Below are 22,887 nucleotides of genomic sequence, written 5' to 3'. Positions count from 1 at the left end.
CCTCAGGCGCCTCCCGCCCTCCCCCGCAACACACCCGCTCACCGCGAGGAGGTGCCGGCTGTGGGCGGCATACCCGCGCGGTAAGCGGGTGTGCTGCGCGGGTCAGCGCCGGCCTTGCGGGGGTCAGCGGCGGCGTTGCCGCGCGATCTCGTAGAGCGCGACGCCCGTCGCCAGCCCGGCGTTGAGCGACTCGACGGCGGAGCTCATCGGGATGGACACGATCTGGTCGCAGGTCTCACGGACGAGGCGGGACAGGCCCTTGCCCTCGGAGCCGGTGACGACGACGAGCGGCTCGGCGGCGAGCGCCAGGTCCGGCAGCTCGACGTCTCCGTCCATGTCGAGGCCGAGAATGAAGAAGCCCGCCGTCTTGAAGTCCTCGAGCGCCCGGGTGAGGTTGCCCGCCTTGGCGACCGGGATGCGGGCGGCGGCACCGGCGGAGGTCTTCCACGCGGACGCCGTCATCCCGACGGAGCGCCGCTCCGGCACGACCACACCGTGACCGCCGAAGGCCGCGACGGACCGGACGATGGCCCCGAGGTTGCGCGGGTCGGTGATGCCGTCGAGCGCGACGACGAGCGGGATGCCCGGCTGCTCGGGGTCGATGAGGTCCCGGGGGTCGGCGTAGTCGTACGGTGGCACCTGGAGCGCGAGGCCTTGGTGGACGGCGCCGTCGGTCAGCCGGTCGAGCTCACCGCGGGCCGTCTCGAGGATGGGAAGGCCGCGCTCGGTGGCGAGCTTGAGCGCCTCCCTGACCCGGTCGTCGGAGTCGATGCGCGTGGCGACGTACATCGTCGAGACGGGGATGTGGGCGCGCAGGGCCTCGACGACGGAGTTGCGCCCGGCGACCATCTCGCTCGAGCCCTTGGCGCGTCGCGGTCCACGCGGGCTCGCACTGGAGCCGCGGCTCGTGCTGCTGCCCCGCTTCGTCGTGGCGGACGCCCGCTTGTGGGCCGGGTGGTACTCGCGGTCGACGGCCTTGGGCGTCGGACCCTTGCCCTCGAGCCCACGGCGACGCTGACCGCCGGAGCCGGCCGCAGGCTTCTTGCCGCCCTTGCGCACGGCGCCGCGGCGTTGGGAGTTGCCTGGCATGTCAGCCTTCCTCGTCGGCGCCGCTCGGCGGCCCGGTCCCGTTGGTGCGAATGAGCGCCCACTGGGCGCCGGATGGGGTGTCGGTGATGGCGATCCCGACCGCAGCGAGCTCGTCGCGGATCGCGTCGGCTCGTGCGAAGTCGCGCTCCTGCCGAGCCGACTGCCGCTCGTCGAGCCGCGCCCGGACGAGGGCGTCGAGCGCCAGCTCGGCTGCGGAGGTCGTCGAGTCCTGGGCTGCGGCCCAGCCCGGCGCGAGCGGGTTGATGCCGAGGACCTCAGTCATCGCGACGACTCGTGCAGCCGCGGCGAGCGCGGCCTCGTCGTCGCCCTCGTCGAGCGCGACGTTGCCGGCCCGGACCGTGTCGTGGATGGCGGCGAGGGCGCCGGAGACACCGAGGTCGTCGTCCATCGCCGCCACGAACTCAGCGGGCATGAGGGCTCGCGCTGCCGCGGCGTCCGCCGGCTGCGCGATCTCCCCGCGACGAGCAGCGCGCTCGAGGAAGCCCTCGAAGCGCTCGACCGCGGCGGCCGCCTCCTCGAGGGAGCCGGAGTGGTACTCGATGGTGGACCGGTAGTGCGCCGCGGTGAGGTAGTAGCGCAGGACGATCGGTCGGGTGTGCTCGAGCAGGTGGCGCACCTCGAGGGCGTTGCCGAGGGACTTGCCCATCTTCTCGCCCTTGACCGTGACCCAGGCGTTGTGCAGCCAGTACCGCGCGAAGCCGAGGCCGGCCGCTCGCGACTGGGCCTGCTCGTTCTCGTGGTGGGGGAAGCGCAGGTCGATGCCGCCGCCGTGGATGTCGAACTCGTCGCCGAGCCAGCGCCGGGCCATCGCCGAGCACTCGAGGTGCCAGCCCGGGCGGCCGGATCCGAAGGGCGTCGGCCAGGAGGCGCTGAGCGGCTCGTCGGCCTTGCGCCCCTTCCACAGGGCGAAGTCGCGGGGGTCGCGCTTGCCGCGGGGGTCGGCGTCCTCGGCCGCGACCATGTCGTCGAGCGACTGGTTGGACAACGAGCCGTAGTCGGGCCAGGACCGCACGTCGAAGTAGACGTCGCCGGAGCCGTCCGGCGCGGCGTAGGCGTGCCCCTTCTCGATGAGGGTCTCCATCAGCGTGACCATGTCGGGCACGTGCCCGGTCGCCCGCGGCTCGTACGTCGCGGGCTTGACGCCCAGGGCGTCGAGGGCGTCGGTCGTCAGGCGTTCGTTGCGGTAGGTGAGCGCGAACCAGTCCTCGCCTGCGTCGGCGGCCTTGCGCAGCACCTTGTCGTCGATGTCGGTGACGTTGCGGATCAGGGTCACCTGGTAGTCGTGGCCGGTCTCGAGCCAGCGGCGCAGGACGTCGAAAGCGACGGCGAAACGGATGTGCCCGATGTGGGGGGCGCCCTGGGTCGTGAGCCCGCAGATGTACATGCCGACCTTGCCGGGCTCGCGCGGCACGAACTGGCGCAGCTCACGGGTGGCGGTGTCGAACAGTTGGAGACTCACCCGCGTGAGTCTATCGGCGCGCGCCCGGTCCTCCGTCCCGCTCGCGCCACGACGAAACCCCATGCCGTATGCCGCTGGGTTCGTCACGCTGCCAGGCTCCCTCCCAGCCCTCCCGACCGCTCTCCCCCACCCCAATCGAAAGAGCAGTTCGCGACACCCCACCCCAATCGAAAGAGCAGTTCGCGACACCCCACCCCGATCGAAAGAGCAGTTCGCGACACACCACGCGTCGCGAACTGCTCTTTCGATCGGTCAGGGTCGGTAGATCACGAGCGCCGTGGCGATCGCCGCGATGCCCTCGCCGCGACCGGTCAGGCCGAGCCCGTCGGTCGTCGTGCCACTGACGGAGACCGGCGCGCCGACGGCCTTGGTGAGCAGCTGCTGGGCCTCGTCGCGCCGGGTCCCGATCTTGGGCCGGTTGCCGATGACCTGGACGGCGATGTTGCCGATCGTGAAGCCGGCGAGCCGGACCAGTCGGACGGCCTCGGCGACCAGCGTCACGCCGGGCGCACCGGCCAGCTCCGGGCGGTCCGTCCCGAAGTGCGCGCCCAGATCACCGATCCCGGCGGCGGAGAAGAGCGCGTCGCACGCCGCGTGTGCGGCCACATCGGCATCCGAATGACCTTCGAGGCCGCGCTCCCCGGGCCAGAGCAGCCCGGCGATCCACAGCTCACGGTCGGACCCCTCGCGTGCGAAGGCGTGGACGTCGACGCCGATGCCCACTCTGGGCAGGCCACTCATCAGTCGCCGGCCTTCCAGTCGATGGGCGCTCGATGGATCTTGTGCGGCGCTGCCTGGGCGACCGGCTTGACCACGAGGGTGTCGATGTTGACGTGCTGCGGCAGCCCGACCACGAAGGCGACGCAGTCGGCGACGTCCTCGGCGACGAGGGGACGGTCGACACCCTCGTAGACCTTGTCGGCGGCGGCCTGGTCGCCGTGGAGACGCGTCAGGGAGAACCCCTCGGTGTGCACCATCCCGGGCCGGAGATCGGTGACCCGGATGTGCTCGCCGTTGAGCTCGAGCCGCAGCGTGGCCGAGATGACCGACGTGCCGTGCTTGGCCGACGTGTACCCACCGCCGCCCTCGTAGACGAGCTCGCCGGCGATCGAGCTGATGTTGACGATCGTGGCCCGCGGGGAGCGGCGAAGCAGCGGCAGCACGGCCTGGATGACACGAACCGTCCCGAGGACGTTGGTGTCATACATCTGCTGCCATTCGCCGAGGTCGCCGTCCTCGACGCTGCTGACCCCCAGCGCCCCTCCTGCGTTGTTGACCAGGACGTCACACCGGGCGAGAGTCGCGACCGCGTCCCGGACCGAGGCGTCCGACGTCACGTCCATCACGACGGTCGAGGCGGACGCGGGATGGTCGACGTTGATCGCGGTGGCCGTCTCTTCAAGGCGATCGCGCCGGCGACCGGCGACCACCACGTGGAAGCCGTCGGCCGCGAGTCGACGGGCGATCGCCGCACCGATGCCGGTCCCGCCTCCCGTGATGAGTGCGGTCGGCCGTGGTCTCTCGTCAGCGCTCACCCTGCGAGGATACGGGCCGCCGCATCGAGGTCGGCGGGGGTCGTCACCTTGAGGGCGAGGGGGTCCCCGTCGACGACGAGCACCGTCTCGCCGAGACGCTCGACGAGCGCGGCGTCGTCGGTGGCGGCGCTGGAGACGGCGTGGGCCCGCTCGAGCACGTCGCGACGAAAGCCCTGCGGTGTCTGCACCGCGCGCAGCCGTGACCGATCGGGCGTCCCCACGACGCGACCCGACTCGTCCACCTCCTTGACGGTGTCGACGACAGGCACACCGGGGACGGCGGCCGCCGCTCCGGCCCGCACCGCAGTGACGACACGCTCGAAGACAGCGGTCGGGGCCAGGCATCGGGCGGCGTCGTGGACGAGGACGATCCCGACCTCGGCGGACAGCGCCGCGAGGCCGGCCGCGACGGAGTCACCCCGCTCCGCGCCACCGGCGACCACCTCGATCCCCACTCGAGTGGCCCCGTCGTCCACACCCTGCAGGGCCTCGCCGCTGTGGACACCCGGGCCACTCGACGAAGGGGCGGGGGGCTGGGACCGAGCCCAGCGGCATACGGCACGGGCAGCGTCGACCCACCCGCCGGGCGCGACCACGACGACCTCGGCGACCCCCGGACACGACAACGCCCCCCGCAGGGCGTGCCCCAGCAGGGGCACCCCGGCGAGGGGCACGAAGGCCTTGGGCACGTCAGCGCCCAGACGACTGCCAGAACCGGCGGCGACGACGATGACGCCGACCGCCGCCGACCCGGGATGCATCAGGAAGCGAGGACCTCGTCGAGGATCGACTCGGCCTTGTCCTCGTCCGTCTTCTCGGCGAGCGCGAGCTCCGAGACGAGGATCTGACGGGCCTTGGCGAGCATCCGCTTCTCACCGGCGGACAGACCGCGGTCCTGGTCGCGGCGCCACAGGTCACGGACGACCTCGGCGACCTTGATGACGTCGCCGGAGGCGAGCTTCTCGAGGTTGGCCTTGTAGCGGCGGGACCAGTTGGTCGGCTCCTCGGTGTGCGGGGCCCGCAAGACCTCGAAGACCCGGTCGAGGCCCTCCTGACCGACGACGTCGCGGACGCCGACGAGGTCGCAGTTCTCCGCGGGGACCTCAATCGTCAGATCACCCTGAGCGACTTTGAGCTTGAGGTAGAGCTTGTCCTCTCCCTTGATCGTGCGTGTGTTGATCTCTTCGATCAGTGCCGCCCCATGGTGGGGGTACACGACCGTCTCGCCGACCTTGAAAACCATGTGCTGTTTTCCCCTTTCGCGACCTACAGATTATCACGAAAGAGCGTCTTCGGCGATCCAGCGCTGCGACATCTGCGCAGGTCAGGGGCATGGTCGTGGCTTCTTCGCCACATGTTCACATCTTGACAACCGCGTCGTCCCCGTGCTCTGCCACCCGACGGCCGGCGCGTGGAACCCACCCTGTGGGCCTGGACGGCAGGGTCTCCCCACGCGCTCGCGCGGGCCGCCGGTAGGCTGTGGCCCGTGATGCGCCGAATCCTCGCCAACAGCCCCGCGCCCGCCTCGCGGTCCCGCCGCGCCGCGGCCGCCCTCGGTGGTCTCGCCGTCGCCACCCTGGCCAGCGGCTGCATGGTGTTCAACCCGGTCCAGACCGACGTCGCGTACGAACCGGCCGACGGTGTGTCGGCGGACGTCGGCGACCTCGCCATCCGCGACCTGCTCCTCGTCGGAAGCGCCGAGGGCACGGCTGTCGTCTCCGGGGCCGCCTTCAACGGGGGGACCGAGCCCGTGACGTTGCAGGTCACGCCGCAGGGCGAGGGTGCGGGCACCGGATCCGAGATCAAGCTCCGCGCCCGCGAGCAGGTCGACCTGTCCACGAAGGGACTGCACTTCGACGGGATCGACGCCAAACCAGGGAGCATCGTCCCGCTCGCGGTCACCACCCAGCCGGGCGGAACGACGATCGTCAACGTGCCGGTCGTGCTGGCCACTGGTCCCTACGCGAGCCTGACGGCGCCGCCGGCACCGACCGCTTCCCCGACGTCGGAGCCGACGGCAACCGCCACGGCGACGGCGACCGACACGCCCACCGCGACGTCCACCGACACCCCCACCGGGACCTCGACCGGGACCTCGACCGAGACGGCCACGCCGACGACGACGGCGACCAGCTGAGCCCACCCGGACGACCACCCAGCGAAGGGACCCCCACCGCGGTGGGGGTCCCTTCTCTTGGAGGCGAGTCGGCCGTATGCCGCTCAGCCGACTCCGCGCGTCCGTCCCTCCGCGCCTCGCCAGTCAGCGGTCAGTTGGCCTCGAACTTGTAGCCGAGCCCGCGCACGGTGACGATGTGCACCGGATTTGCCGGGTCGGGCTCGAGCTTGGCGCGGAGGCGCTTGATGTGCACGTCGAGGGTCTTGGTGTCGCCGACGTAGTCGCTGCCCCACACGCGGTCGATGAGCTGCATCCGGGTCAGCACCCGCCCCGCGTTGCGCAGCAGCATCTCGAGCAGCTCGAACTCCTTGAGCGGCAGCGGGGTGGGCCTGCCGTTCACGGAGACCGTGTGTCGTTCGACGTCCATCCGCACCGGACCCACCTCGATGGTGGGCGGGAGCAGGTCCTCGGGCTCGGCGAGCCGCCGCAGCACCGCCTTGACGCGGGCGAGCAGCTCACGGCTGGAGTAGGGCTTCGTGACGTAGTCGTCGGCGCCGATCTCCAGCCCGACGACCTTGTCGATCTCGCTGTCCTTCGCGGTCAGCATGATGACAGGCACGGATGAGCGCTGCCGGAGGGCCCGGCACACGTCGATGCCCGAGAGGCCCGGCAGCATGAGGTCGAGGAGGACCAGGTCGGCGCCGTTCTTGTCGAACTCCGCGAGCCCGTCCGGACCGGTCTCCGCCACTGCGACGTCGTAGCCTTCCTTGCGGAGCAGGTAGGACAGCGGGTCGGAGAACGACACCTCGTCCTCGACGATCAGGATTCGACTCAAGGCTGACCTCTCGTGGAACTGGCCGGGGCGGCCGGGGCGGCCGGGGGGAGCTCATCTGGAGCGTACTGGTCCGGGGCGTTCGGTCCGGGCGCCTCTGGAGCGGCCTCATCGTCCCCGGCGCCGACCGCGGCCGTCTCGGGAGCTGCAGCGGCGCCGGCCGGCGCGGCCGGCAGGGAGATGGTGAAGGTCGACCCGCGGCCCACCTGCGACCAGACGGTCACCGTGCCACCGTGGTTCTCGACGACGTGCTTGACGATGGCGAGCCCGAGCCCCGTGCCCCCGGTCGCCCGGGACCTGGCCGAGTCGACGCGGTAGAAGCGCTCGAAGATCCGCTGCTGCTCCTCGGGAGCGATGCCCAGGCCCTGGTCGGTCACCGCCACCTCGACGAGGCCACCCGGGCGGCGACGTGCCGACACCCCGACGCGCGTGCCGCCGTCGGAGTAGGCGATCGCATTGCCGATGAGGTTGCCGATGGCGGTGGTGATCAGGTCCGTGTCCCCCCACACCCGGCACTCCCGGTCGGCGTGGACGGCGATGTCGATCCCGTGCTCCTCGGCAAGCAGTCGGTGCCGCTCTCCGGCGTCGTGGGCACAGGCGCCGACGTCGACGAGGGTGGGGTCCTTGATGACGTCGGTGCCCTGAAGCCGGCTCAGCTCGACGATGTCCTTGACCAGGCTGGAGAGGCGACGGGACTCGACCCCGATCCGACTGGCGAAGCGCTGGACCGCCTCAGGGTCGTCGTAGGCGTCGAGCAGGGCCTCCGCGAGCAGGGAGATCCCACCGACCGGAGTCTTCAGCTCGTGGCTGACGTTCGCGAGGAAGTCGCGTCGGATCTCCTCGACCCGGCGCGCCTGCGAGATGTCCTCGACGAGCAGGAGCACGTGGTCGGCGCCCAGGGGGGCCACTCGGGCCGCGACGACGAGCCTGCCCTCACCGATCCCCTTGCGCAGGTCGAGCTCGACCTCGCGGATGTCGCCGTGGCGGCGCACCGCCCGAGCCAGCTGGAGGAGCTCGGGGTGGACGAGCTCCTGGCCGCGGACGAGACCATGCGCGACGGCGGCGGGCGAGTTGTTGACGACCCGGTCGGAGCGGTCGACGACGATGCCGCTCGAGCGGAGGACGGAGAGCACCTCGCCGACGCCGGGCGGCAGGTCAGGGGATGGTGCGATGATGACCTCGTTGCGCCTGGACCGGTCGGAGGCTCGGACGGCGAGCACGGCCACGCCTCCGATCCCGAGGCCGACGAAGCCGCCCAGAATTGCCGCAGTCGTCGGATCCACGTCTCTCAGGTTACGCAGTCTTGTGGCAGGCTCAGACCACACGAGTGTGCGGCGAACGGGGGCGCTACCGAGTGTTCACCCCGCCGCCGTCCTGCATTCACGCACTGCTGGGACAGTCACCCGAGACGCACCGGCCCGCACGAGACGAGGAAGACCATTGCGCGACCAGTTCCATGAGGACCTCGACACGATCACCGATCAGCTCGTCGAGCTGACGCGGCTGGCGGGGTCCGCGATCTCACGCGCCACGACGGCTCTGCTCGACGCGGACGTCCAGCTCGCCGAGTCGGTCATCGAGGCGGACAAGCAGCTCGACGAGATCCGCATCAACCTCGACAACCTCTCCATCAACCTGCTGGCCCGCCAGCAGCCGGTGGCGACCGACCTGCGCATCGTCGTGACGGCGATGCACATGAGCTCTGACCTCGAGCGGATGGGGGACCTCGCCCGGCACGTCGCCAAGGTCGCCCGGCTGCGCACGCCCGAGTCCGCGGTGCCCCCGCAGCTGCGCTCTCACATCCTCCAGATGGGCCAGGTCGCCGAGGCCATCGTGGCCAAGTGCGGTTCGATCATCGCCAGCAAGGATGTCGAGGCGGCGGCGGCTCTCGACAAGGACGACGACCAGATGGACGAGCTGCACCGCGAGCTCTTCGCCGTCCTGCTCGACGAGGAGCGTGACCTGCACCGGTCGACGGTGCTCGACCTGGCGCTGATCGGCCGCTACTACGAGCGGTTCGCCGACCACGCCGTGTCCGTGGCACGGCGAGTCATCTACCTCGTGACCGGGGAGTACGACTCGGAGGTCAGCTATGACCACGAGGAGGCAGAGGACGCCGACGTCATCGCGGAGATCGAGCGCACCAGCTGACGCCATCGAAAGAGCAGTTCGCGACACACCCGCCCACATCGAAAGAGCAGTTCGCGACACCGTACGTGTCGCGAACTGCTCTTTCGATGTGGGCGGGAGGGGGCGCCGTCAGCGGCCCTGCTTGGCCACGGCCTCTGCCGCGGCCTCGGCTGCCTCGGGGTCGAGGTAGCGGCCACCTCGGGTGACCGGGGCAAACGACTCGTCGAGCTCGTAGACCAGCGGCATGCCGGTCGGGATGTTGAGCCCCGCGATGTCCTCGTCACTGATGCCGTCGAGGGTCTTGACCAAGGCGCGCAGCGAGTTGCCGTGCGCCGCGATCATGACGGTGAGACCGTCCGCGAGGTCCTGCTTGATCTCGGTGTCCCAGTAGGGGAGCATCCGCGTGACGACATCCTTGAGGCACTCCGTCTCCGGCATCGCCTGGCCGAGGCCGGCGTAGCGGGGGTCGCCCGTCTGGGCGAACTCGTCCTGCGGGTCGATCGGGGGCGGCGGGACGTCGTAGGAGCGCCGCCACTGCATGAACTGCTCCTCGCCGAACTGCTCGAGGATCTCCTTCTTGTTCTTGCCCTGCAGCGCTCCGTAGTGGCGCTCGTTGAGGCGCCAGCTGCGCTTGACCGGGATCCAGTGACGGTCGGCCACGTCGAGGGAGAGGTTGGCCGTCGTGATGGCCCGGCGCTGCACGGACGTGTGGACGATGTCCGGCAGGATCCCCGCGTCCTTGAGCTGCTGGCCGCAGCGGACGGCCTCCGCCCGGCCCTTCTCCGTCAGGTCGACGTCGACCCAGCCCGTGAAGAGGTTCTTGGCGTTCCAGTCGCTCTCGCCGTGTCGGACGAGGACAAGGGTGTAGGTCATGGCCGCCAGCCTAGCGACGGTGGCCAGAGCGTCAGGAGTGCTGTCCAGTGTCGTCGTCGAGCAGGTGCCGGAACGGCTCGAGGTTGCGGGTGGACTCACCCCGCGAGACCCGCCAGGCCCACTCCTTCTTCATCGAGCCGAGGAAGCCGAGCGCGAGCAGCTCGTTGAAGGCCTCGTCGCTCGCGGCGAGGATCACGCCGAAGAGCTGGTCGAGGTGGTCTGCGTCGAGCGCCTCCGTCGGCACCTCCCCACGCACGTAGACGTCGCCGTCGGAGTCGATCGCGTAGGCGATGCCCGTCAGCCGGAGGTTCCTGCGCAGCAGCGTCCGGTAGAACTCCTCGTGGTTCTCGTCCGGGTTGCGGATGACGAAGGCCGAGACGCTCGTCGTGCGCGGCCGGACGAGGAGCGAGACCACGGTCCGCAGCTTCTTCTCGCCGGGCAGCGTGACGACGTACTCGCCCTCCCGCCCCCCCAGCTCCCACTCGAGGTCGACCGACCGGAGGTACTCGGTCAGACGGCTCTCTGCTGCAGCCGGGTCGTCATGCGCTCGCTCGCTCACTCACCCAGCATGTCAGGCGACGAGCCCCGGGACGCTCAGGGGATGACGGCGCGCGGCACGCCGACGAGCCCTTCGCCATCGGCGATCGGCGAGTGGGTGCGGTCATGGATCGCCTGGCGGTAGACGGCGAGCAGCCGGTCGGTCGTCGCCTCCCAGCCGAAGGCTCCGGCGTGGTCGATGGCCCGGCGACCGAGCTCGTGGCGCACGTCGTCGTCGTCGAGCAGCCGCTGGACCGCGTCGGTCCAGGCCGCGGGATCGTGACCGTCGACGAGCACCCCCGCGTCGCCGACAGCCGTGGGCAGGCCACCGACGTCGGCTGCGACCACCGGGGTGCCGCACGCCTGGGCCTCGATGGCGACGAGGCCGAACGACTCGCTGTAGCTCGGGACGAGGACGAGGTCGGCGGCGCGGTACCACTGCGCCAGGACCGGTCGCTCCACGGGCTTGACGAACCGCACCACGTCCGTGATCCCGAGCTGCTCGGCGAGGTCCTCGAGGTCGTGCGGCCGGGCCAGCCCCGTTCCGCTCGGCCCGCCGAGCACCGCGACGGTGAGCCGTCGTCGCCGCTCCGGGTCCCGCCGCAGTAGCTCGGCAGCGACGCGCAGCAGCAGGTCGGGCGCCTTGAGCGGTTGGATCCGCCCGACGAAGAGAAGCAGGTCGCCGTCGACGGGCAGACCCAGCTCGGACCGGGCCGAGGCTCGGTCACCGGGAGTGAACGTCGTCAGGTCCACGCCGGGCGGCACGACGGAGACCTTGCGGGGCGGTGCGTCGTAGAGCTCGATGAGCTCGCGGGCCTCCCCCTCGGTGTTGGCGATGAGCCGGTCGCCGGCCTCGACGACCTGGGCCTCGCCGATCTCGCGCCCGCGCGGCTCAGCTCGGTCGCCGTCCGCGAGGTGGAGGTTCTTGACCCGCGCCATGGTGTGCATGGTGTGGACCAGGGCCACTCCCCAGCGGTCGGCGGCGAGCCAGCCGACCTGCCCGGAGAGCCAGTAGTGGGAGTGGACGAGGTCGTAGTGGTCCTCGGGCACCGACAGGCCGGCCTGCATGATCCCGGCGGAGAAGGCGCAGAGCTGACCCGGGAGCTCCTCCTTGGGCAGCCCTTCGTACGGCCCGGCAGTGACGTGGAGGACGCGCACACCTGGTGCGAGCTCGCCCAGCATCGGCGTCTCGCCCGTCGTGCGCCGCGTGAAGATGTCCACCTCGATACCGCGCCGGGCAAGCTCCTTGGCCGTCTCCGCGACATAGACGTTCAGCCCGCCGGCATCACCGGTGCCCGGCTGCTCCAAGGGGGACGTGTGGACGCTGATCATCGCCACACGCCTGGGGTCGTCCGACATCTGCGCCCTTCTGCTCGACCCTGTCTTCACCCTGTACCCCGACTCAACCACATCGCTGAGCCGCGTTATTCCACCCTGTGGTCAGTCGTCGCCCCCGAGTCGGCGCAGCGGGGCACGGGCGGTTAGGCTGCCCGCCGTGTCCGGCCCAGCTCGCCCCGTCGGGACGATCACCCGGGGCACGACGAACCCCAACCGCCTCCGTCGGTGCGACCGGTGGCTGGCCGGTCCGCAGGCCTGGCGTCTTCGCCGGGCGCGGCGCCCCGTCGTCGTCGATCTCGGGTACGGCGCCTCGCCGGTCACGGCGGTGGAGCTGCACCACCGGCTGCGCTCCGTCCGCCCGGACGTCGACGTCGTGGGCATCGAGATCGACCCCGGACGCGTCACTGCTGCCAAACCCCTCGAGCGGCCGGGCCTGGCCTTCCGCCGGGGGGGCTTCGAGCTGCCCCTCGACGACGGGGCCCGACCGACGGTGGTGCGGGCCTTCAACGTCCTCCGGCAGTACGACGAGGCCGACGTGCCGGGGGCCTGGGCGCAGGTGCAGGCCCGGCTGGCTCCCGAGGGCGTGCTCGTCGACGGCACCTGCGACGAGGTCGGTCGCCGGGCGACCTGGGTCGCCGTGGAGCGGAGCGGGCCGGTCTCGCTGACCATCTCGCTGCGGCTCCGAGGGCTCGAGCGTCCGTCGGACGTTGCCGAACGCCTCCCCAAGGCCCTCATCCACCGCAACGTTCCCGGCGAGCGCGTGCACGCCTACCTCGACGACCTCGACGCCGCCTGGGCACGGAGCGCACCGCACGCCGCCTGGGGGGCCAGGCAGCGGTTCCTGGCCACGGCGGCCGAGGTCGCCCAGCGCTGGCCACTCCTCGACGGGCCGTCCCGCTGGCGCCTCGGTGAGATCACCGTCGCGTGGGAGGCGGTCGCGCCCGAGCCTGAGCGGCTCGTCGTGGGAGGTCGGGAGGAGACCAACGCAGCGGTATGCCGCTGAGCCGGCTCAGCGGCATACGGCTCGATGGGTGGGTGGCCGGGCCTACGGCTCGTCGTCACACCGGGCGTAGTCGTCCTGGAGGCGCTCGATGTCCTCCTCGTCGAAGTGGCCGAAGGCCACCTCGAGGAGCCGGCCCGCCCGCGATCCGGAGTTGCCCATCCGGTGGGTGGAACCGCGCGGCACCCAGATCGTCTCGCCCGGCTTGGCCGTCCACGTCCGGTCGTCGACCGTGATGTCGATCGGCACATCGAGCACCTGCCACATCTCCCCGCGCTGGTCGTGGCGCTGGAGCGACAGCCGGTGGCCCGGCTGCACGGTGATGATCTTGACGGTCACCTGCTCGTTGGAGACGAACTGCTGGAACATCCCCCACGGACGCTCGGCGACGAAGATGTCCTCCGTCGGGTTGCGGCGGCCGAGGGCGTAGTCCTCCTGCTCGGGACGCTTCACCGCATCGTCACCTGCCTGCTCCGTCACGGTCGTACCAGCAGCCTGGTGGTTGCTCATGCCCTCCCCTTCGGGTCGTGAGTGCCCAGTGTGCCGCATCCTGCGGGCGGCAGCAGGCCCTTCCGCAGTGCGTCACCAGCGGTTGGAGGAACCGCCGATCCCGCGCACCTGCCGCAGGGCGGGTCGGACGTCGGTCAGGTAGACGGCCGAACCGACGATGGCGAGCAGACCGAAGAGGTTCAGCGGGTTGAACATGGTCACGAAGCCGACCGCCACCGCAACACCGAGCAGGACCAGCCAGAAGGTGCGCGTCCGCTTGCCCGCCGCGAGGTAGGCCCGCTCGGGGTGGCGCAGGGCATCCACGAACGCGAAGATCTCCGCCGCGAAGGCGACGACGCCGATGACGAGGAGGACGGCGTTCTGGAAGCCGTAGAACAGCTGCATGCTCGAAGCCTAACCGGCGTGCCGCGGTGCCGAACCACGCAGCGGTCACGATCGGGGGACGTTGGGGGCCCTCCCCGAGTCGGGGCCGATCGCGTCAGGCGTCGACGACGAGCGTCACCGGCCCGTCGTTGGTCAGCGAGACCGCCATCATCGCCCCGAAGCGACCGGTCGAGACCTCGACGCCGCGAGTGCGGAGCGCCTCGACGACCGCCTCGACCAAGGGCTCCGCGACGGGCCCAGGAGCGGCGGCGGACCACGACGGGCGCCGGCCCCTGCGGGTGTCGGCGTAGAGCGTGAACTGGCTGACGACGAGGACCGGAGCGCCGGCCTCGGCGACGCTCTGCTCGTCGCGCAGGATGCGCAGCTCGGCGATCTTGCGGGCCATTCGCTCGACCTGGACCGGGCCGTCGTCGTGGGTGACACCGACGAGGGCGAGCAGGCCGGGGCGGGTGATCTCACCGACGACCTCGCCGTCGACCTCGACCCGGGCCCGGGTCACCCGCTGGAGGACGGCGCGCATCGGCGGGGCTCAGATGTCGACGGCGACGACGGCGCCGACCGGCTGCCCGTGACCGAGGACGGGCTGGTGCTCGAGGGCCGCGAGCGCCACGTCGTCGGTGACCCCGATCCGACGCAGCACTGCGGCGAGGACGACGGACCGGGCCCGCGAGCTGCCGTCGGCGATCTTCACCGCGATCCCTCGGCCGTCCGGGAGGCCGACGGCGTAGACGGCTTCCGCCCCGTCCTTGGCGATGAGGCCCGGCACCTGGCGGATCAACGTCGTCACGTCCCGGCGCGTGCCGCCGAGGTACTCGGGAAAGTCGCGGATCGCCCCCGCCACCCGGGCCTCGGGCCCATCGGTGGCAGCCGCGAGGCGACCGAACGAGCGGGCCAGCCCGGCGAGTGGAATCGCGTGGATCGGGGCCCCACAGCCGTCGACGGCGACGGCCACCGGGTCCGCGCCGGCGAGCTCGCTGACCGTCTCGGCGATGGCCACCTGGAGCGGGTGGCGCGGGTCCCGGTAGGTCCCGATGTCCCAGCCGTTGAGGACGCAGGTGGCGAGCATCGAGGCGTGCTTGCCGGAGCAGTTCTGCACGATCGACTGCTTCGGCCGGCCGGCCGCGATCCAGGCCGTCCGGGCGACCTCGTCGTACGGGTGGTCCGGGGTGTTCTGCAGGTCCGCCTCGGACAGCCCGGCTCGCTCGAGGATCGCCCGGGCCGCCTCGATGTGGAAGTCCTCACCCGAATGGCTCGAGCAGGCGAGGGACAGGAGTGCGCCGGTGGTGTCGAGGCCGTGGCGGACCATCGCGAGCGCCTGGATCGGCTTCGACGACGAGCGGGGGAAGATGGGACCGGACGAGTCCCCGACCTCGAGGTCCACGCTGCCGTCGGGGGCGGTCACGACGGCGAGGCCGTGGTGCACCGACTCGACGAAGCCGCCTCGCACGACGTGGGCGACGACGGGTGAGCTCGTCAGCGCGGCCGAGGCGGGGCTGACCTCGAGGGGGGCCTGGGCGCGGCCCGCGGTTGCCTCGTGGGCGTCGCCGGCGGCGTGGTGGGCGGACTGCGTGGGAGCGTGGTCAGGCACGACCCGAAGTATGCCGTAGCAGCACAGCGGGGCCGCCACCTGTCTGGTGGCGGCCCCGCTGGTCGGGCGTCGTCAGCTGCCGGACTTCTTGGCCGTGGACTTCGTCGCCGCGGCCTTCTTGGCGGTGGACGTGGCGGTCGACTTCGACGCCGAGGCCTTCTTGGCCGTCGTCGTGGCCGTCGTCGTGGCCGCCTTCTTGGCCGCCGTCTTCGCCGTCGAGCCGGCCGTGGTGGGCGTCGACCGCTTGGCGGCAGCGCTGCGGGCGGCCACCTTGCGCGTCGTCGTCTTCTCGACCTGGCCGGCCTTGCGCGTCGCAGCGCCCTGGCGGGCGGCAGCCTTGCGGACGGCCGAGCTGCGAGCAGGCGTCCGCTTGACCTTGACCGGCTCGGCCGCGTGCTCGACGGCCTCGACCGACGAACCGACCTGGGAGACGACCCGCTCCGCGTCGTCGGCGACGGTGTCGACCAGCGTCTTGGCGACCTTCTCGCTCTCGGACCTGGCGGTCCTGGCGACGTTGCGGCCGCGGGACACCAGCGACTCGGACCGCTCGGCCAGGCCGACTGCGGCCTTGGTGCCCTCGGTGCGCATGTCGGCGACAACCTGCTCTCCGCGGGCGGCGGCGGCGTCGTACTGGTCCTTCGCGTTGCTGGCGAGGACCAGGCCCTGGTTGAGGACCTGGGCCGGGATCTCCGTGGCCTCCTTGACGAAGCGGTCGGCGAACTGAGTCGCCACCTTCTGGAGCTCGGCCGTGCGGGCCTGGAGGTCGGTGAGGCGCTTGCGGAGGTCCTTCTGCATCTGCTGCGCCTCCTTCCGGGCACCCTTGCGCAGGTCGACGGTGCGAGCCTGCTTGGCGGCGGCCTCGAGCTGGTCTCCGGCGTGGCGGACGGTGTCAACGGCGATGTTCGCCGCACCGACGACGGCATAGAACGGTGTCGGGTCGACCGTCACCTCGGGGAGCCGGTTGTCGAGCTGGCCGCGAACGTCGGCAATGGCTGCCTCGGCCTGCTTCTGGGCATCCTTGACGGCCTTGCTGATCTTCTTCTGGTTGAGAGCCATCTCAGTTCTCCTTCTGGGTTGCCTTGCGCTTCCCACTGGACTTGGGAGCCGTCCTGTCCCGGCGCTCCTTCGGGCCGACGAACGACTGGTAGATCTCGACGAGCACCGCTCGCTGCCGGTCCGTGAGGTCCGGGTCGGCGGCGATGGCGGAGAGGACGTCGTGCGCGGAGGCCGGGTCACCATGGGAGAGGACCCGCTCGTCGAGGATTCCGGCGCGGACGTAGAGCGACTCGGCCGACACCTGCAGACCCTTGGCGATCTGCTGCAGGATCTCCGCACTGGGCTTCTTCAGCCCGCGCTCGATCTGCGACAGATAGGGGTTCGAGATGCCGGCGATCTCGGCGAGCTGTCGCAGGGACAGCTGGGCGTTCTCACGCTGCTCGCGCAAGTACGCACCGAGGTCGGGAAGCTTGCTCACACCCCCATTGTGCTAACTAGAGCAAGCAAAATGCAAACTCTGGACAGCGTGAGGGTGGACACAACCTCCTCCGCACCTGCGAGCGCGCTCACATCCGGGGTCTGCTCCATCCCACGGACAGCCATGAGCCGGATCTCTGGAGGACGGCTCTGTCCGCCTGCTTGCGCAGGTCGAGCACCCGTCCGAGGCGGAGGCTGTAGAGAGCGTAGGCGCTGGTCGACGAGCCACCGGAGAGGCCGGCCCGGACGCCGTAGTCGGTGACGGTGCGGCTCGAGACCGTCGTCGTCGAGATCACTGGCGCGGACGCCTCCGCCGACGTGGCGACCGCGATGGCTCCTGTCGAGGTCACCCACACGGATTCGACCCCGGTGCACCGGACCGCGCTGGTATCACTCAGGTAGGGCTGCCCGTCCACCTGGGCGAAGCGAATGGTGCATCCGGTCTGGATCACGCTTCCCGGCTCGCTGGAGGCGTTCATGTACGGTCCGTACGTGTCCGGCCCGGGGTCCTGGCTCGCGTTGATGGCACCCGGACGCCCTGCCGTCTTGGTCCACGTGAGCCACACGTTGGACGTGGGCCCCGCGAGGCGCGCGCGGTCCGTGGCCGAGTTGAGGTTGAGCGGGCGGTTCAGCCTGCTGTCGTAGAACTGGTAGTGGAAGGCTGCGAGCCCTCCGGCCGTGCCCATGATGATGCCTCGGGAGGTCAGGGTGTCGTCGGGATCTGCCTGCGCATTGACGACGCTCCCGCGCTGCTCGGGCGTGAGGTTCACCGCCAGCTTCCCCATGGAGGTGATCTCGACCGAACGAACCCCGACGCAGATGTGTGCTGCGTTGGCGTGGATGCGCGGCATGCCCGTCTCGAACCGCACCACACACCCCCCTTGGACCGTCTCCGCGTCGGTCGTGGCCAGGTCGTGGTAGGCACCGAGGGCGTTGATGCCCGGGTCGGCCGCCACGACCTGGCCGTCACTTCCGACGGGTGCCGCCTTGGTCCAGCCGACAGTGATCTGGCCACCTGCGGAGGCGAGTCTGCGGCGGTCGTCGGACCGCCGAAGGTCGAGGCGTCTGCCCAGCAGGTCGTCGTAGAGGCGGACCGCGACGGTGTCGTTGCCGTTCGAGGCGCCGGCCGCGATCCCTCGCCAGGCCAGCGGCGTGCTGACGCTGACGAAGAGCCGGATGACTGGCAGCCGCGAGGTGTCCGTGAGCAGCACATTGACGTCGCCCATGGGCGTGACAGTGACCGACCTGGCACCGATGCACGGCTGGGACAGGCTCGGCTTCAGCCGCGGGGAACCGTACGCGTCGAACGCCACGGCACAGCCGCCGACGACGTAGCGCTCGGGATCGATGGGATGCGGGGAGACTGCCGCCGGAACGCTCGCCGACGCCGAGGGCGACACCCCGACCAGGAGCAGGAGAACCAGGACGACCACCGCACGGAGCGAGACACGCCAGCCCCCAACGTCAGCGAGGCCACCTGTCTTGCGGGCCGGGTGACGTGGCATGGCTCCCCCTCTGTCCAGTGCCCCGTGGCTCGTGCTCCTCCACACGGTAGGTCGGTTTCACAATGGATACGCCCGGTTCGCCCTTTTCCGTGGGGCGGGTCACTGCCGCTGACTGCGCGCGGTCAGCGGGTGCGGCGGTCCTTGATGGCGAGCAGCTCGCGCGCTTCGCTCGTCGACATCGGGGGACGCTGCATCAGCGTGGCGAGCTCGGCAGCACGGGCGACGAGCTCGCGGTTGTGGGTGACCGGCTGGCCCTTGGCGAAGATGAGGTTGTCCTCCATGCCGACCCTCAGGTGCCCGCCGGCGGAGAGGGCCGCGGCGGCGATCGGCAGGTGCGCGCGGCCGATCCCCGTCGCCGACCACGACGTCACCTCGGCGGGCAGCAAGGCGAGCGCCGCGCTCAGGGTCTGCGGTGTGCCCGGCATCGAGCCGGGGACGCCCATGACGAAGTCGACGTGGACCCTGCCGCCATAGGGCAGTCCGCACTGATCGATGAGCCGCCGCAGGGCGTGGACGTGACCCAGCTCGAAGAGCTCGAACTCCGGCACGACCTGCCGCTCCTGCGCCAGCCGGTAGAGGTCGACCATGAAGCCCCAGGGGTTGAGGAAGACGCCGTCGCCGAAGTTCGTCGTGCCGCAGGTCAGCGAGCACGAGTCAGGGTCCGCGTCGAGGACGGTGAGACGCCGGTCCAACGGGTCGGTGACGGCGCCGCCGGTCGAGAGCTGGACGACGAGGTCGGTGGCCTCGCGGACGGCGACGACCGCCTCCCGGAGGAGACCGGGGTCCAGGGTCGGCTGGTGGTCGGCGTCACGGACGTGGATGTGGATCAACGCGGCGCCTGCTGCCTCGCACGAGACCGCGGTCTCGACGAGCTCCTCGGGGGTGGTGGGGAGTGCGGGGACGTCGGCCTTGGCGGTCTCGGCCCCGGTGGGAGCCACGGTGATCAGGGTGCGCGCGGCGCTGCGCGTGGGGACGGTCGTCATGGCGCCATCCTGCCAGCGGCCCGGCCGACCCGATCCGGGGGTGCTGACGCTCCCTGCCCCGGTTTGAGCTCAGGTCATCGACCCCAGGGGGGCCCACCAGCCGGTGGGCTCACGCAGCACTCAGGGCGCGACGATGACGGTCTGGGCCGCGCTGAGCCCGTCGACGAGCAGGACCGTCTCCGGGTCGGTGCTCCGCTTGATGAGCGCCAGCGCGATCGGGCCGTCCGTGTGGTGCCGGCCGATGGACGTCACGTGGCCGACGACGCGCTCGCCCGACCTGACCTCGGTGCCCGGCGGGGGCAGGACGTGCCCGGAGCCGTCGACGTGGAGGAAGACGAGTCGCCGCGGGGGCCGGCCCAGGTTGTGCACCCGAGCGACGGTCTCCTGGCCGCGGTAGCAGCCCTTGTGCAGGTGAACGGCCGTCCGCAGCCAGTCCACCTCGTGCACGATGGTGCGATGGTCGGTCTCGGCGCCGAGCCCAGGACGCCAGGCCGCGATCCGGAGGGCCTCGGCGGCCCACAGCCCGGCGGGGGGCCGGTCGCCGACGGCTTCCTCGAGTCCCGGGCGCGGGACGATGACCTCGCGCCAGGACCAGCTGCTCCCCGGGTGGTCGTCGACCGGACCGTAGGCCGTGGTGTCCCCCACGAGGTCCGGCCAGGGGTCGCGCCAGGCGAGCGGCTCGCCCTCGGCGGACTCGGCGCTGTGCGGCTCGCCGAGCACTGCCCAGTCCGACGTCACGTCGGCGACCTCGACGCGCAGCATGAAGCGCATCCGGTCCAGCCAGGTGCGCAGGGCCTCCCCGGCGCCCGGCTCGGTGGTGACCCACGTGGTCTCGCCGTCGTCGACGAGGTGGAGGGAGTGCTCGACGTGCCCCTTGGGGCTGAGGATGAGCGCCTCACGGGACTGCCGCGGCCCCAGGTCGAGCAGGTGCTGGGTCGTCAGGGAGTGCAGCCACGAGAGCCGGTCGGGCCCGCTCACCGTGAGCACCGAGCGGTGCGAGAGGTCGACGACGGCGAGGCCCTCCTCGAGGACCCGCTGCTCACGCATCGGGTCGCCGTAGTGGATCGCGACGCCGGCCGCCACGCCCTCTCCGGCGACGGCACCGCGCCGGCCGAGGAGGGGGCTGCGGAAGACGGCTGGGGCCTCAGTCATGTCGGTCACCTCGGTGCAACACCCGTCGCGTCCGTGGTCATCCCGTCAGCCGACCCGGGTCAGCGTGGCGGAGAGGTGGCTCTGGAGCTTCTGTCCCACTGCCGCCATGTCCATCGCCCACATCAGCTTGGACTCGACGAGCCCGTACATCCGCGTCGCGGCGTTGTACTCCTTCGCCCCCGGGGACCGGAGCACGCCGTCGGTCTTGAGCTGGATGCGGGCCGGCTCCATGGTGCCGTAGTAGAGCTCGAGGATGCCGGTCGGGTGGGCGAGGAGCAGCTCGACCTCGCCGTCGGGCTGCGGCCGCCAGAAACCCGACTCGACGGCGGCCGGCCGCACCCTCTCCCCGGTCGCGGAGTCGAGGATCCAGGCCCGGCTGTCCCACTTGAGGAAGCCCCGCCCGTCGTGCGTCACCTCGATCTCCTGCCCGAAGTGGGCCGACTCGATCGTCGGGTAGCCGAGCACGCCCGCTCCCTCCCACCGGCCGATGAGCCAGGCGAGCGGTCGCAGCGGCTCCGGGATGTCCTGGTCGAGGTGGAACATGCTCGTGATCGTATCTTGAGCGCATGAACCCTCCCGACCGATCGCTCGTCGTCAAGCTGACCTCAGGAGTCGAGGCGCCCGAGCGGCTCTCGCAAGCCTTCACCGTGGCGGCGACCGCAGTCGCCAGCGGCGTGGCCGTCAGTCTGTGGCTGACGGGTGAGGCGTCCTGGCTGGCCGTTCCCGGACGGGCCGAGGAGTTCGAGCTGCCGTATGCCGCTCCGCTCGCTTCCCTGCGCGACGCCGTGATCGCGGGTGGCCGGCTCACCGTCTGCACCCAGTGCGCGGCTCGACGAGACCTTGAGGAGGACGACCTGGTGCCGGGGGTGACGATCCGTGGCGCCGCGGCGTTCGTGGAGGAGACCCTCGCTCCGGGCGCGCAGGCCCTCGTCTACTGACCGCGCCCCATCGAGAAAGAGCACCTCGCACTGATCGAAAGAGCACTTCGCGACACGGTCGCCGCGGGGTCCCCCCGCGGCACGTGTCGCGAAGTGCTCTTTCGATCGCGTGTCGCGAAGTGCTCTTTCGATCGGTGGGGTGGTCTTGCGACGGGTCAGGAGACGAGGAGGAAGAGGCGGACGACGACCCCGAGGATCAGCACGGACCCGACGCCGGCAGCAACCTGGCCCCGGAGTCCGAGCATCGCGGGCTGCAGGGCCAGCACCCGACGGAAGCTCCACGACAGCGACCCCGCGGCCGCTGCCACCCCCACCGCCGCCCAGGCGCCGAACTCGTCGAGCACCAGGGCTGCGACCACTCCCCCGACGATCGCCGCGGCCAGCGCGACGAGGCCGAGGAGGGGCCCGAAGCGCCGGGATCCGACGAGGAGGTCAGCCACCACCGCGGCGGCTGCGGCCGCCATGGTGACGACGAGGTAGGCCCGGCCGCGCGACTCGTCGCCGGCCGTCACCGCGAGCGTGGCCGAGGCCATCGGCAGCAGGCCCCCGAAGGACGCGAGCAGGGTGAGGACCAGACCCTCGCGTCCCGTCCGGCGCGCGAGCTGTGCCATGAAGGCCAGCACGATGCCGAACGCGACGGCGGCGGCGGTCCACCGGAGGTCGTCGTGGAAGGCCGTCAGCACGATGCCGGGGGCGGCCGCGAGGAGCACGAGCGTCGTGGTCACCGGGGTGAACGAGCCACCGAGGACCGGCCAGGACCAGGCGAACAGGAGAGCGAGCACGAGCGTGACCGTGAGCAGGGGCCCGAAGCCCGCGGTCGAGGAGAGGCCCAGGAGGAGGGCCGCGACGACCACGGTGCCGATCGTGACCGGACGGACCCGGTCGGCACCGAATGGAGTGAGCGGGAGGCGGAGCGGCCGGGGCGTGGGGTCCTCGCTCGAGTCAGCGGTCCCCGAGGTCTCTGAGGTCCCCGAGGTCTCCGAGGGCTCTGAGGCCCCGGATGCCTCGGATGCCTCGGATGCCCCGGATGCCCCGGATGCCTCGGATGCCTTGGAGGCGTCGGCAGCGTCGGGCACGGTCGTCATTCTGCCTCACCCACCGGCGAAGGGTGGGAGCACCTCGACGGTGGCCCCCTCGGCGACCGCCGTGTCGCGCCGAGCGGCGCGACCGTCGACGAGGAAGGTCGCCACGTCGGCGACCCGTGCCAGCGCGGGGTGTGCCGCGACGGCTGCGACGACGACGTCCGAGACCGTGGCGCCCCGCTCGAGCGGGAGCTGCTCGCTGTCGACCCCGGCCCCCTCGCGTGCCGCCGCCCAGTAGCGCACCGTCACGGTCCGCTCCACGTGCGGCTCCACGTGCGGCTCCACCGTCTGATCCACTGTGTGCTCAGCCGAGCCCACCTCGCCCATGACACTCCCGTCTCA

At 71.3% G+C, this 22,887-nt stretch carries 27 protein-coding genes; 4 read left to right on the top strand and 23 right to left on the bottom strand.

Features of this window, described 5'->3' with window-relative positions; translation table 11 throughout:
- Window positions 1–123 precede the first annotated feature (123 nt).
- The 6 genes from rlmB to ABWV20_RS15970 form a co-directional block, all read right to left on the bottom strand.
- Window positions 124–1,089 (bottom strand): 23S rRNA (guanosine(2251)-2'-O)-methyltransferase RlmB, encoded by a 966-nt coding sequence (gene rlmB, locus ABWV20_RS15995; RefSeq protein ID WP_353356846.1) that lies wholly within the window; start codon window positions 1,087–1,089, stop codon window positions 124–126.
- 1 nt (window position 1,090) lies between these two features.
- Entirely contained in the window at window positions 1,091–2,569 is a 1,479-nt protein-coding gene (gene cysS, locus ABWV20_RS15990) for a cysteine--tRNA ligase (protein WP_353356844.1), read from the bottom strand.
- A gap of 252 nt (window positions 2,570–2,821) precedes the next feature.
- Window positions 2,822–3,310 (bottom strand): 2-C-methyl-D-erythritol 2,4-cyclodiphosphate synthase, encoded by a 489-nt coding sequence (ispF, locus tag ABWV20_RS15985; RefSeq protein WP_353356842.1) that lies wholly within the window; start codon window positions 3,308–3,310, stop codon window positions 2,822–2,824.
- Entirely contained in the window at window positions 3,310–4,104 is a 795-nt protein-coding gene (locus ABWV20_RS15980; protein WP_353356840.1) for an SDR family NAD(P)-dependent oxidoreductase, read from the bottom strand. The genes ispF and ABWV20_RS15980 overlap by 1 nt, the downstream gene beginning before the upstream one ends.
- Window positions 4,101–4,865 (bottom strand): 2-C-methyl-D-erythritol 4-phosphate cytidylyltransferase, encoded by a 765-nt coding sequence (gene ispD, locus ABWV20_RS15975; protein WP_353356838.1) that lies wholly within the window; start codon window positions 4,863–4,865, stop codon window positions 4,101–4,103. The genes ABWV20_RS15980 and ispD overlap by 4 nt, the downstream gene beginning before the upstream one ends.
- Complete coding sequence (locus tag ABWV20_RS15970) at window positions 4,865–5,347, bottom strand: CarD family transcriptional regulator (RefSeq protein ID WP_013493734.1); 483 nt, start codon at window positions 5,345–5,347, stop codon at window positions 4,865–4,867. The genes ispD and ABWV20_RS15970 overlap by 1 nt, the downstream gene beginning before the upstream one ends.
- Window positions 5,348–5,593: 246 nt before the next feature.
- Between ABWV20_RS15970 and ABWV20_RS15965 the strand changes: the two genes are divergently transcribed.
- Complete coding sequence (locus tag ABWV20_RS15965) at window positions 5,594–6,241, top strand: hypothetical protein (protein WP_353356904.1); 648 nt, start codon at window positions 5,594–5,596, stop codon at window positions 6,239–6,241.
- A 130-nt stretch (window positions 6,242–6,371) separates the two neighbouring features.
- Here ABWV20_RS15965 and ABWV20_RS15960 read toward each other — a convergent pair whose 3' ends face one another.
- Window positions 6,372–7,055: a response regulator transcription factor gene (locus ABWV20_RS15960; protein WP_353356835.1), complete on the bottom strand. Its 684-nt coding sequence runs from the start codon at window positions 7,053–7,055 to the stop codon at window positions 6,372–6,374.
- The gene (locus tag ABWV20_RS15955; protein WP_353356833.1) at window positions 7,052–8,335 is read right to left on the bottom strand and encodes a sensor histidine kinase; all 1,284 of its coding nucleotides are present in this window, start codon (window positions 8,333–8,335) and stop codon (window positions 7,052–7,054) included. The genes ABWV20_RS15960 and ABWV20_RS15955 overlap by 4 nt, the downstream gene beginning before the upstream one ends.
- A gap of 157 nt (window positions 8,336–8,492) precedes the next feature.
- Here ABWV20_RS15955 and phoU point away from each other — a divergent pair, with 157 nt between their 5' ends.
- Window positions 8,493–9,203, top strand: a complete 711-nt coding sequence (gene phoU, locus ABWV20_RS15950) for a phosphate signaling complex protein PhoU (protein ID WP_353356831.1) — start codon at window positions 8,493–8,495, stop codon at window positions 9,201–9,203.
- A 108-nt stretch (window positions 9,204–9,311) separates the two neighbouring features.
- Here the strand turns inward: phoU and ABWV20_RS15945 are convergent, their stop codons facing one another.
- Genes ABWV20_RS15945 through mshA form a run of 3 tightly spaced genes read right to left on the bottom strand, consistent with a single transcriptional unit; the run spans window position 9,312 to window position 11,951 of the window.
- Window positions 9,312–10,055, bottom strand: a complete 744-nt coding sequence (locus ABWV20_RS15945; RefSeq protein WP_353356829.1) for a phosphoglyceromutase — start codon at window positions 10,053–10,055, stop codon at window positions 9,312–9,314.
- A 31-nt stretch (window positions 10,056–10,086) separates the two neighbouring features.
- Window positions 10,087–10,614, bottom strand: a complete 528-nt coding sequence (locus ABWV20_RS15940; protein WP_353356827.1) for a YbjN domain-containing protein — start codon at window positions 10,612–10,614, stop codon at window positions 10,087–10,089.
- Between the two features lie 35 nt (window positions 10,615–10,649).
- A complete protein-coding gene (gene mshA / locus ABWV20_RS15935; RefSeq protein WP_353356825.1) occupies window positions 10,650–11,951 on the bottom strand; it encodes a D-inositol-3-phosphate glycosyltransferase in 1,302 nt (433 codons plus the stop codon).
- A 136-nt stretch (window positions 11,952–12,087) separates the two neighbouring features.
- Here mshA and ABWV20_RS15930 point away from each other — a divergent pair, with 136 nt between their 5' ends.
- Window positions 12,088–12,933, top strand: a complete 846-nt coding sequence (locus tag ABWV20_RS15930; RefSeq protein WP_353356823.1) for a class I SAM-dependent methyltransferase — start codon at window positions 12,088–12,090, stop codon at window positions 12,931–12,933.
- A gap of 42 nt (window positions 12,934–12,975) precedes the next feature.
- On the opposite strand, the gene ABWV20_RS15925 is transcribed toward ABWV20_RS15930, so the two are convergent.
- From ABWV20_RS15925 to ABWV20_RS15880, 10 genes are all read right to left on the bottom strand, one after another.
- The gene (locus ABWV20_RS15925) at window positions 12,976–13,440 is read right to left on the bottom strand and encodes a phosphomannose isomerase type II C-terminal cupin domain (RefSeq protein ID WP_353356821.1); all 465 of its coding nucleotides are present in this window, start codon (window positions 13,438–13,440) and stop codon (window positions 12,976–12,978) included.
- Between the two features lie 72 nt (window positions 13,441–13,512).
- Window positions 13,513–13,824, bottom strand: a complete 312-nt coding sequence (locus ABWV20_RS15920; RefSeq protein WP_353356819.1) for a DUF2516 family protein — start codon at window positions 13,822–13,824, stop codon at window positions 13,513–13,515.
- 94 nt (window positions 13,825–13,918) lie between these two features.
- Window positions 13,919–14,344 carry a D-aminoacyl-tRNA deacylase gene (gene dtd / locus ABWV20_RS15915; protein ID WP_353356817.1) on the bottom strand — a complete coding sequence of 142 codons (426 nt, stop codon included), beginning with the start codon at window positions 14,342–14,344 and terminating at the stop codon, window positions 13,919–13,921.
- A gap of 9 nt (window positions 14,345–14,353) precedes the next feature.
- Window positions 14,354–15,412: an asparaginase gene (locus tag ABWV20_RS15910; protein ID WP_502901801.1), complete on the bottom strand. Its 1,059-nt coding sequence runs from the start codon at window positions 15,410–15,412 to the stop codon at window positions 14,354–14,356.
- 72 nt (window positions 15,413–15,484) lie between these two features.
- Window positions 15,485–16,468: a hypothetical protein gene (locus tag ABWV20_RS15905; RefSeq protein WP_353356815.1), complete on the bottom strand. Its 984-nt coding sequence runs from the start codon at window positions 16,466–16,468 to the stop codon at window positions 15,485–15,487.
- Window position 16,469: 1 nt separating this feature from the next.
- Complete coding sequence (locus ABWV20_RS15900; RefSeq protein ID WP_353356813.1) at window positions 16,470–16,886, bottom strand: helix-turn-helix domain-containing protein; 417 nt, start codon at window positions 16,884–16,886, stop codon at window positions 16,470–16,472.
- Window positions 16,887–16,974: 88 nt separating this feature from the next.
- Window positions 16,975–18,390: a hypothetical protein gene (locus tag ABWV20_RS15895; protein ID WP_353356811.1), complete on the bottom strand. Its 1,416-nt coding sequence runs from the start codon at window positions 18,388–18,390 to the stop codon at window positions 16,975–16,977.
- A gap of 122 nt (window positions 18,391–18,512) precedes the next feature.
- Window positions 18,513–19,373 carry a beta-keto acid cleavage family enzyme gene (locus tag ABWV20_RS15890; RefSeq protein ID WP_353356809.1) on the bottom strand — a complete coding sequence of 287 codons (861 nt, stop codon included), beginning with the start codon at window positions 19,371–19,373 and terminating at the stop codon, window positions 18,513–18,515.
- A 120-nt stretch (window positions 19,374–19,493) separates the two neighbouring features.
- Window positions 19,494–20,525 (bottom strand): CAF17-like 4Fe-4S cluster assembly/insertion protein YgfZ, encoded by a 1,032-nt coding sequence (ygfZ, locus tag ABWV20_RS15885; RefSeq protein ID WP_353356807.1) that lies wholly within the window; start codon window positions 20,523–20,525, stop codon window positions 19,494–19,496.
- Window positions 20,526–20,570: 45 nt separating this feature from the next.
- Window positions 20,571–21,068 (bottom strand): heme-binding beta-barrel domain-containing protein, encoded by a 498-nt coding sequence (locus tag ABWV20_RS15880; RefSeq protein ID WP_353356805.1) that lies wholly within the window; start codon window positions 21,066–21,068, stop codon window positions 20,571–20,573.
- Between the two features lie 23 nt (window positions 21,069–21,091).
- Between ABWV20_RS15880 and ABWV20_RS15875 the strand changes: the two genes are divergently transcribed.
- Entirely contained in the window at window positions 21,092–21,463 is a 372-nt protein-coding gene (locus tag ABWV20_RS15875; RefSeq protein WP_353356803.1) for a DsrE family protein, read from the top strand.
- Between the two features lie 155 nt (window positions 21,464–21,618).
- Here the strand turns inward: ABWV20_RS15875 and ABWV20_RS15870 are convergent, their stop codons facing one another.
- Both ABWV20_RS15870 and ABWV20_RS15865 read right to left on the bottom strand, forming a co-directional pair.
- Window positions 21,619–22,317, bottom strand: a complete 699-nt coding sequence (locus tag ABWV20_RS15870) for a hypothetical protein (protein WP_353356801.1) — start codon at window positions 22,315–22,317, stop codon at window positions 21,619–21,621.
- A 237-nt stretch (window positions 22,318–22,554) separates the two neighbouring features.
- Complete coding sequence (locus tag ABWV20_RS15865) at window positions 22,555–22,818, bottom strand: MoaD/ThiS family protein (RefSeq protein WP_353356799.1); 264 nt, start codon at window positions 22,816–22,818, stop codon at window positions 22,555–22,557.
- Window positions 22,819–22,887: the final 69 nt, after the last annotated feature.

This window comes from Intrasporangium sp. DVR (assembly GCF_040365325.1).
Taxonomy (GTDB): domain Bacteria; phylum Actinomycetota; class Actinomycetes; order Actinomycetales; family Dermatophilaceae; genus Intrasporangium.
The sequence above is the reverse complement of the archived record's forward strand: the minus strand, read 5'-3'. Positions and strand labels throughout refer to the sequence as shown.

Bases quoted from the DNA above. Each gene is read 5' to 3' on its own strand.
- ABWV20_RS15890 (WP_353356809.1), bottom strand. From the start codon at position 19,373: ATGACGACCGTCCCCACGCGCAGCGCCGCGCGCACCCTGATCACCGTG.
- mshA (WP_353356825.1), bottom strand. From the start codon at position 11,951: ATGTCGGACGACCCCAGGCGTGTGGCGATGATCAGCGTCCACACGTCC.
- ispD (WP_353356838.1), bottom strand. From the start codon at position 4,865: ATGCATCCCGGGTCGGCGGCGGTCGGCGTCATCGTCGTCGCCGCCGGT.
- ABWV20_RS15970 (WP_013493734.1), bottom strand. From the start codon at position 5,347: ATGGTTTTCAAGGTCGGCGAGACGGTCGTGTACCCCCACCATGGGGCG.
- dtd (WP_353356817.1), bottom strand. From the start codon at position 14,344: ATGCGCGCCGTCCTCCAGCGGGTGACCCGGGCCCGGGTCGAGGTCGAC.
- ABWV20_RS15925 (WP_353356821.1), bottom strand. From the start codon at position 13,440: ATGAGCAACCACCAGGCTGCTGGTACGACCGTGACGGAGCAGGCAGGT.
- ABWV20_RS15965 (WP_353356904.1), top strand. From the start codon at position 5,594: ATGCGCCGAATCCTCGCCAACAGCCCCGCGCCCGCCTCGCGGTCCCGC.
- ispF (WP_353356842.1), bottom strand. From the start codon at position 3,310: ATGAGTGGCCTGCCCAGAGTGGGCATCGGCGTCGACGTCCACGCCTTC.
- rlmB (WP_353356846.1), bottom strand. From the start codon at position 1,089: ATGCCAGGCAACTCCCAACGCCGCGGCGCCGTGCGCAAGGGCGGCAAG.
- ABWV20_RS15945 (WP_353356829.1), bottom strand. From the start codon at position 10,055: ATGACCTACACCCTTGTCCTCGTCCGACACGGCGAGAGCGACTGGAAC.
- ABWV20_RS15895 (WP_353356811.1), bottom strand. From the start codon at position 18,390: ATGCCACGTCACCCGGCCCGCAAGACAGGTGGCCTCGCTGACGTTGGG.
- ABWV20_RS15875 (WP_353356803.1), top strand. From the start codon at position 21,092: ATGAACCCTCCCGACCGATCGCTCGTCGTCAAGCTGACCTCAGGAGTC.
- ABWV20_RS15905 (WP_353356815.1), bottom strand. From the start codon at position 16,468: ATGGCTCTCAACCAGAAGAAGATCAGCAAGGCCGTCAAGGATGCCCAG.
- ygfZ (WP_353356807.1), bottom strand. From the start codon at position 20,525: ATGACTGAGGCCCCAGCCGTCTTCCGCAGCCCCCTCCTCGGCCGGCGC.
- ABWV20_RS15920 (WP_353356819.1), bottom strand. From the start codon at position 13,824: ATGCAGCTGTTCTACGGCTTCCAGAACGCCGTCCTCCTCGTCATCGGC.
- ABWV20_RS15880 (WP_353356805.1), bottom strand. From the start codon at position 21,068: ATGTTCCACCTCGACCAGGACATCCCGGAGCCGCTGCGACCGCTCGCC.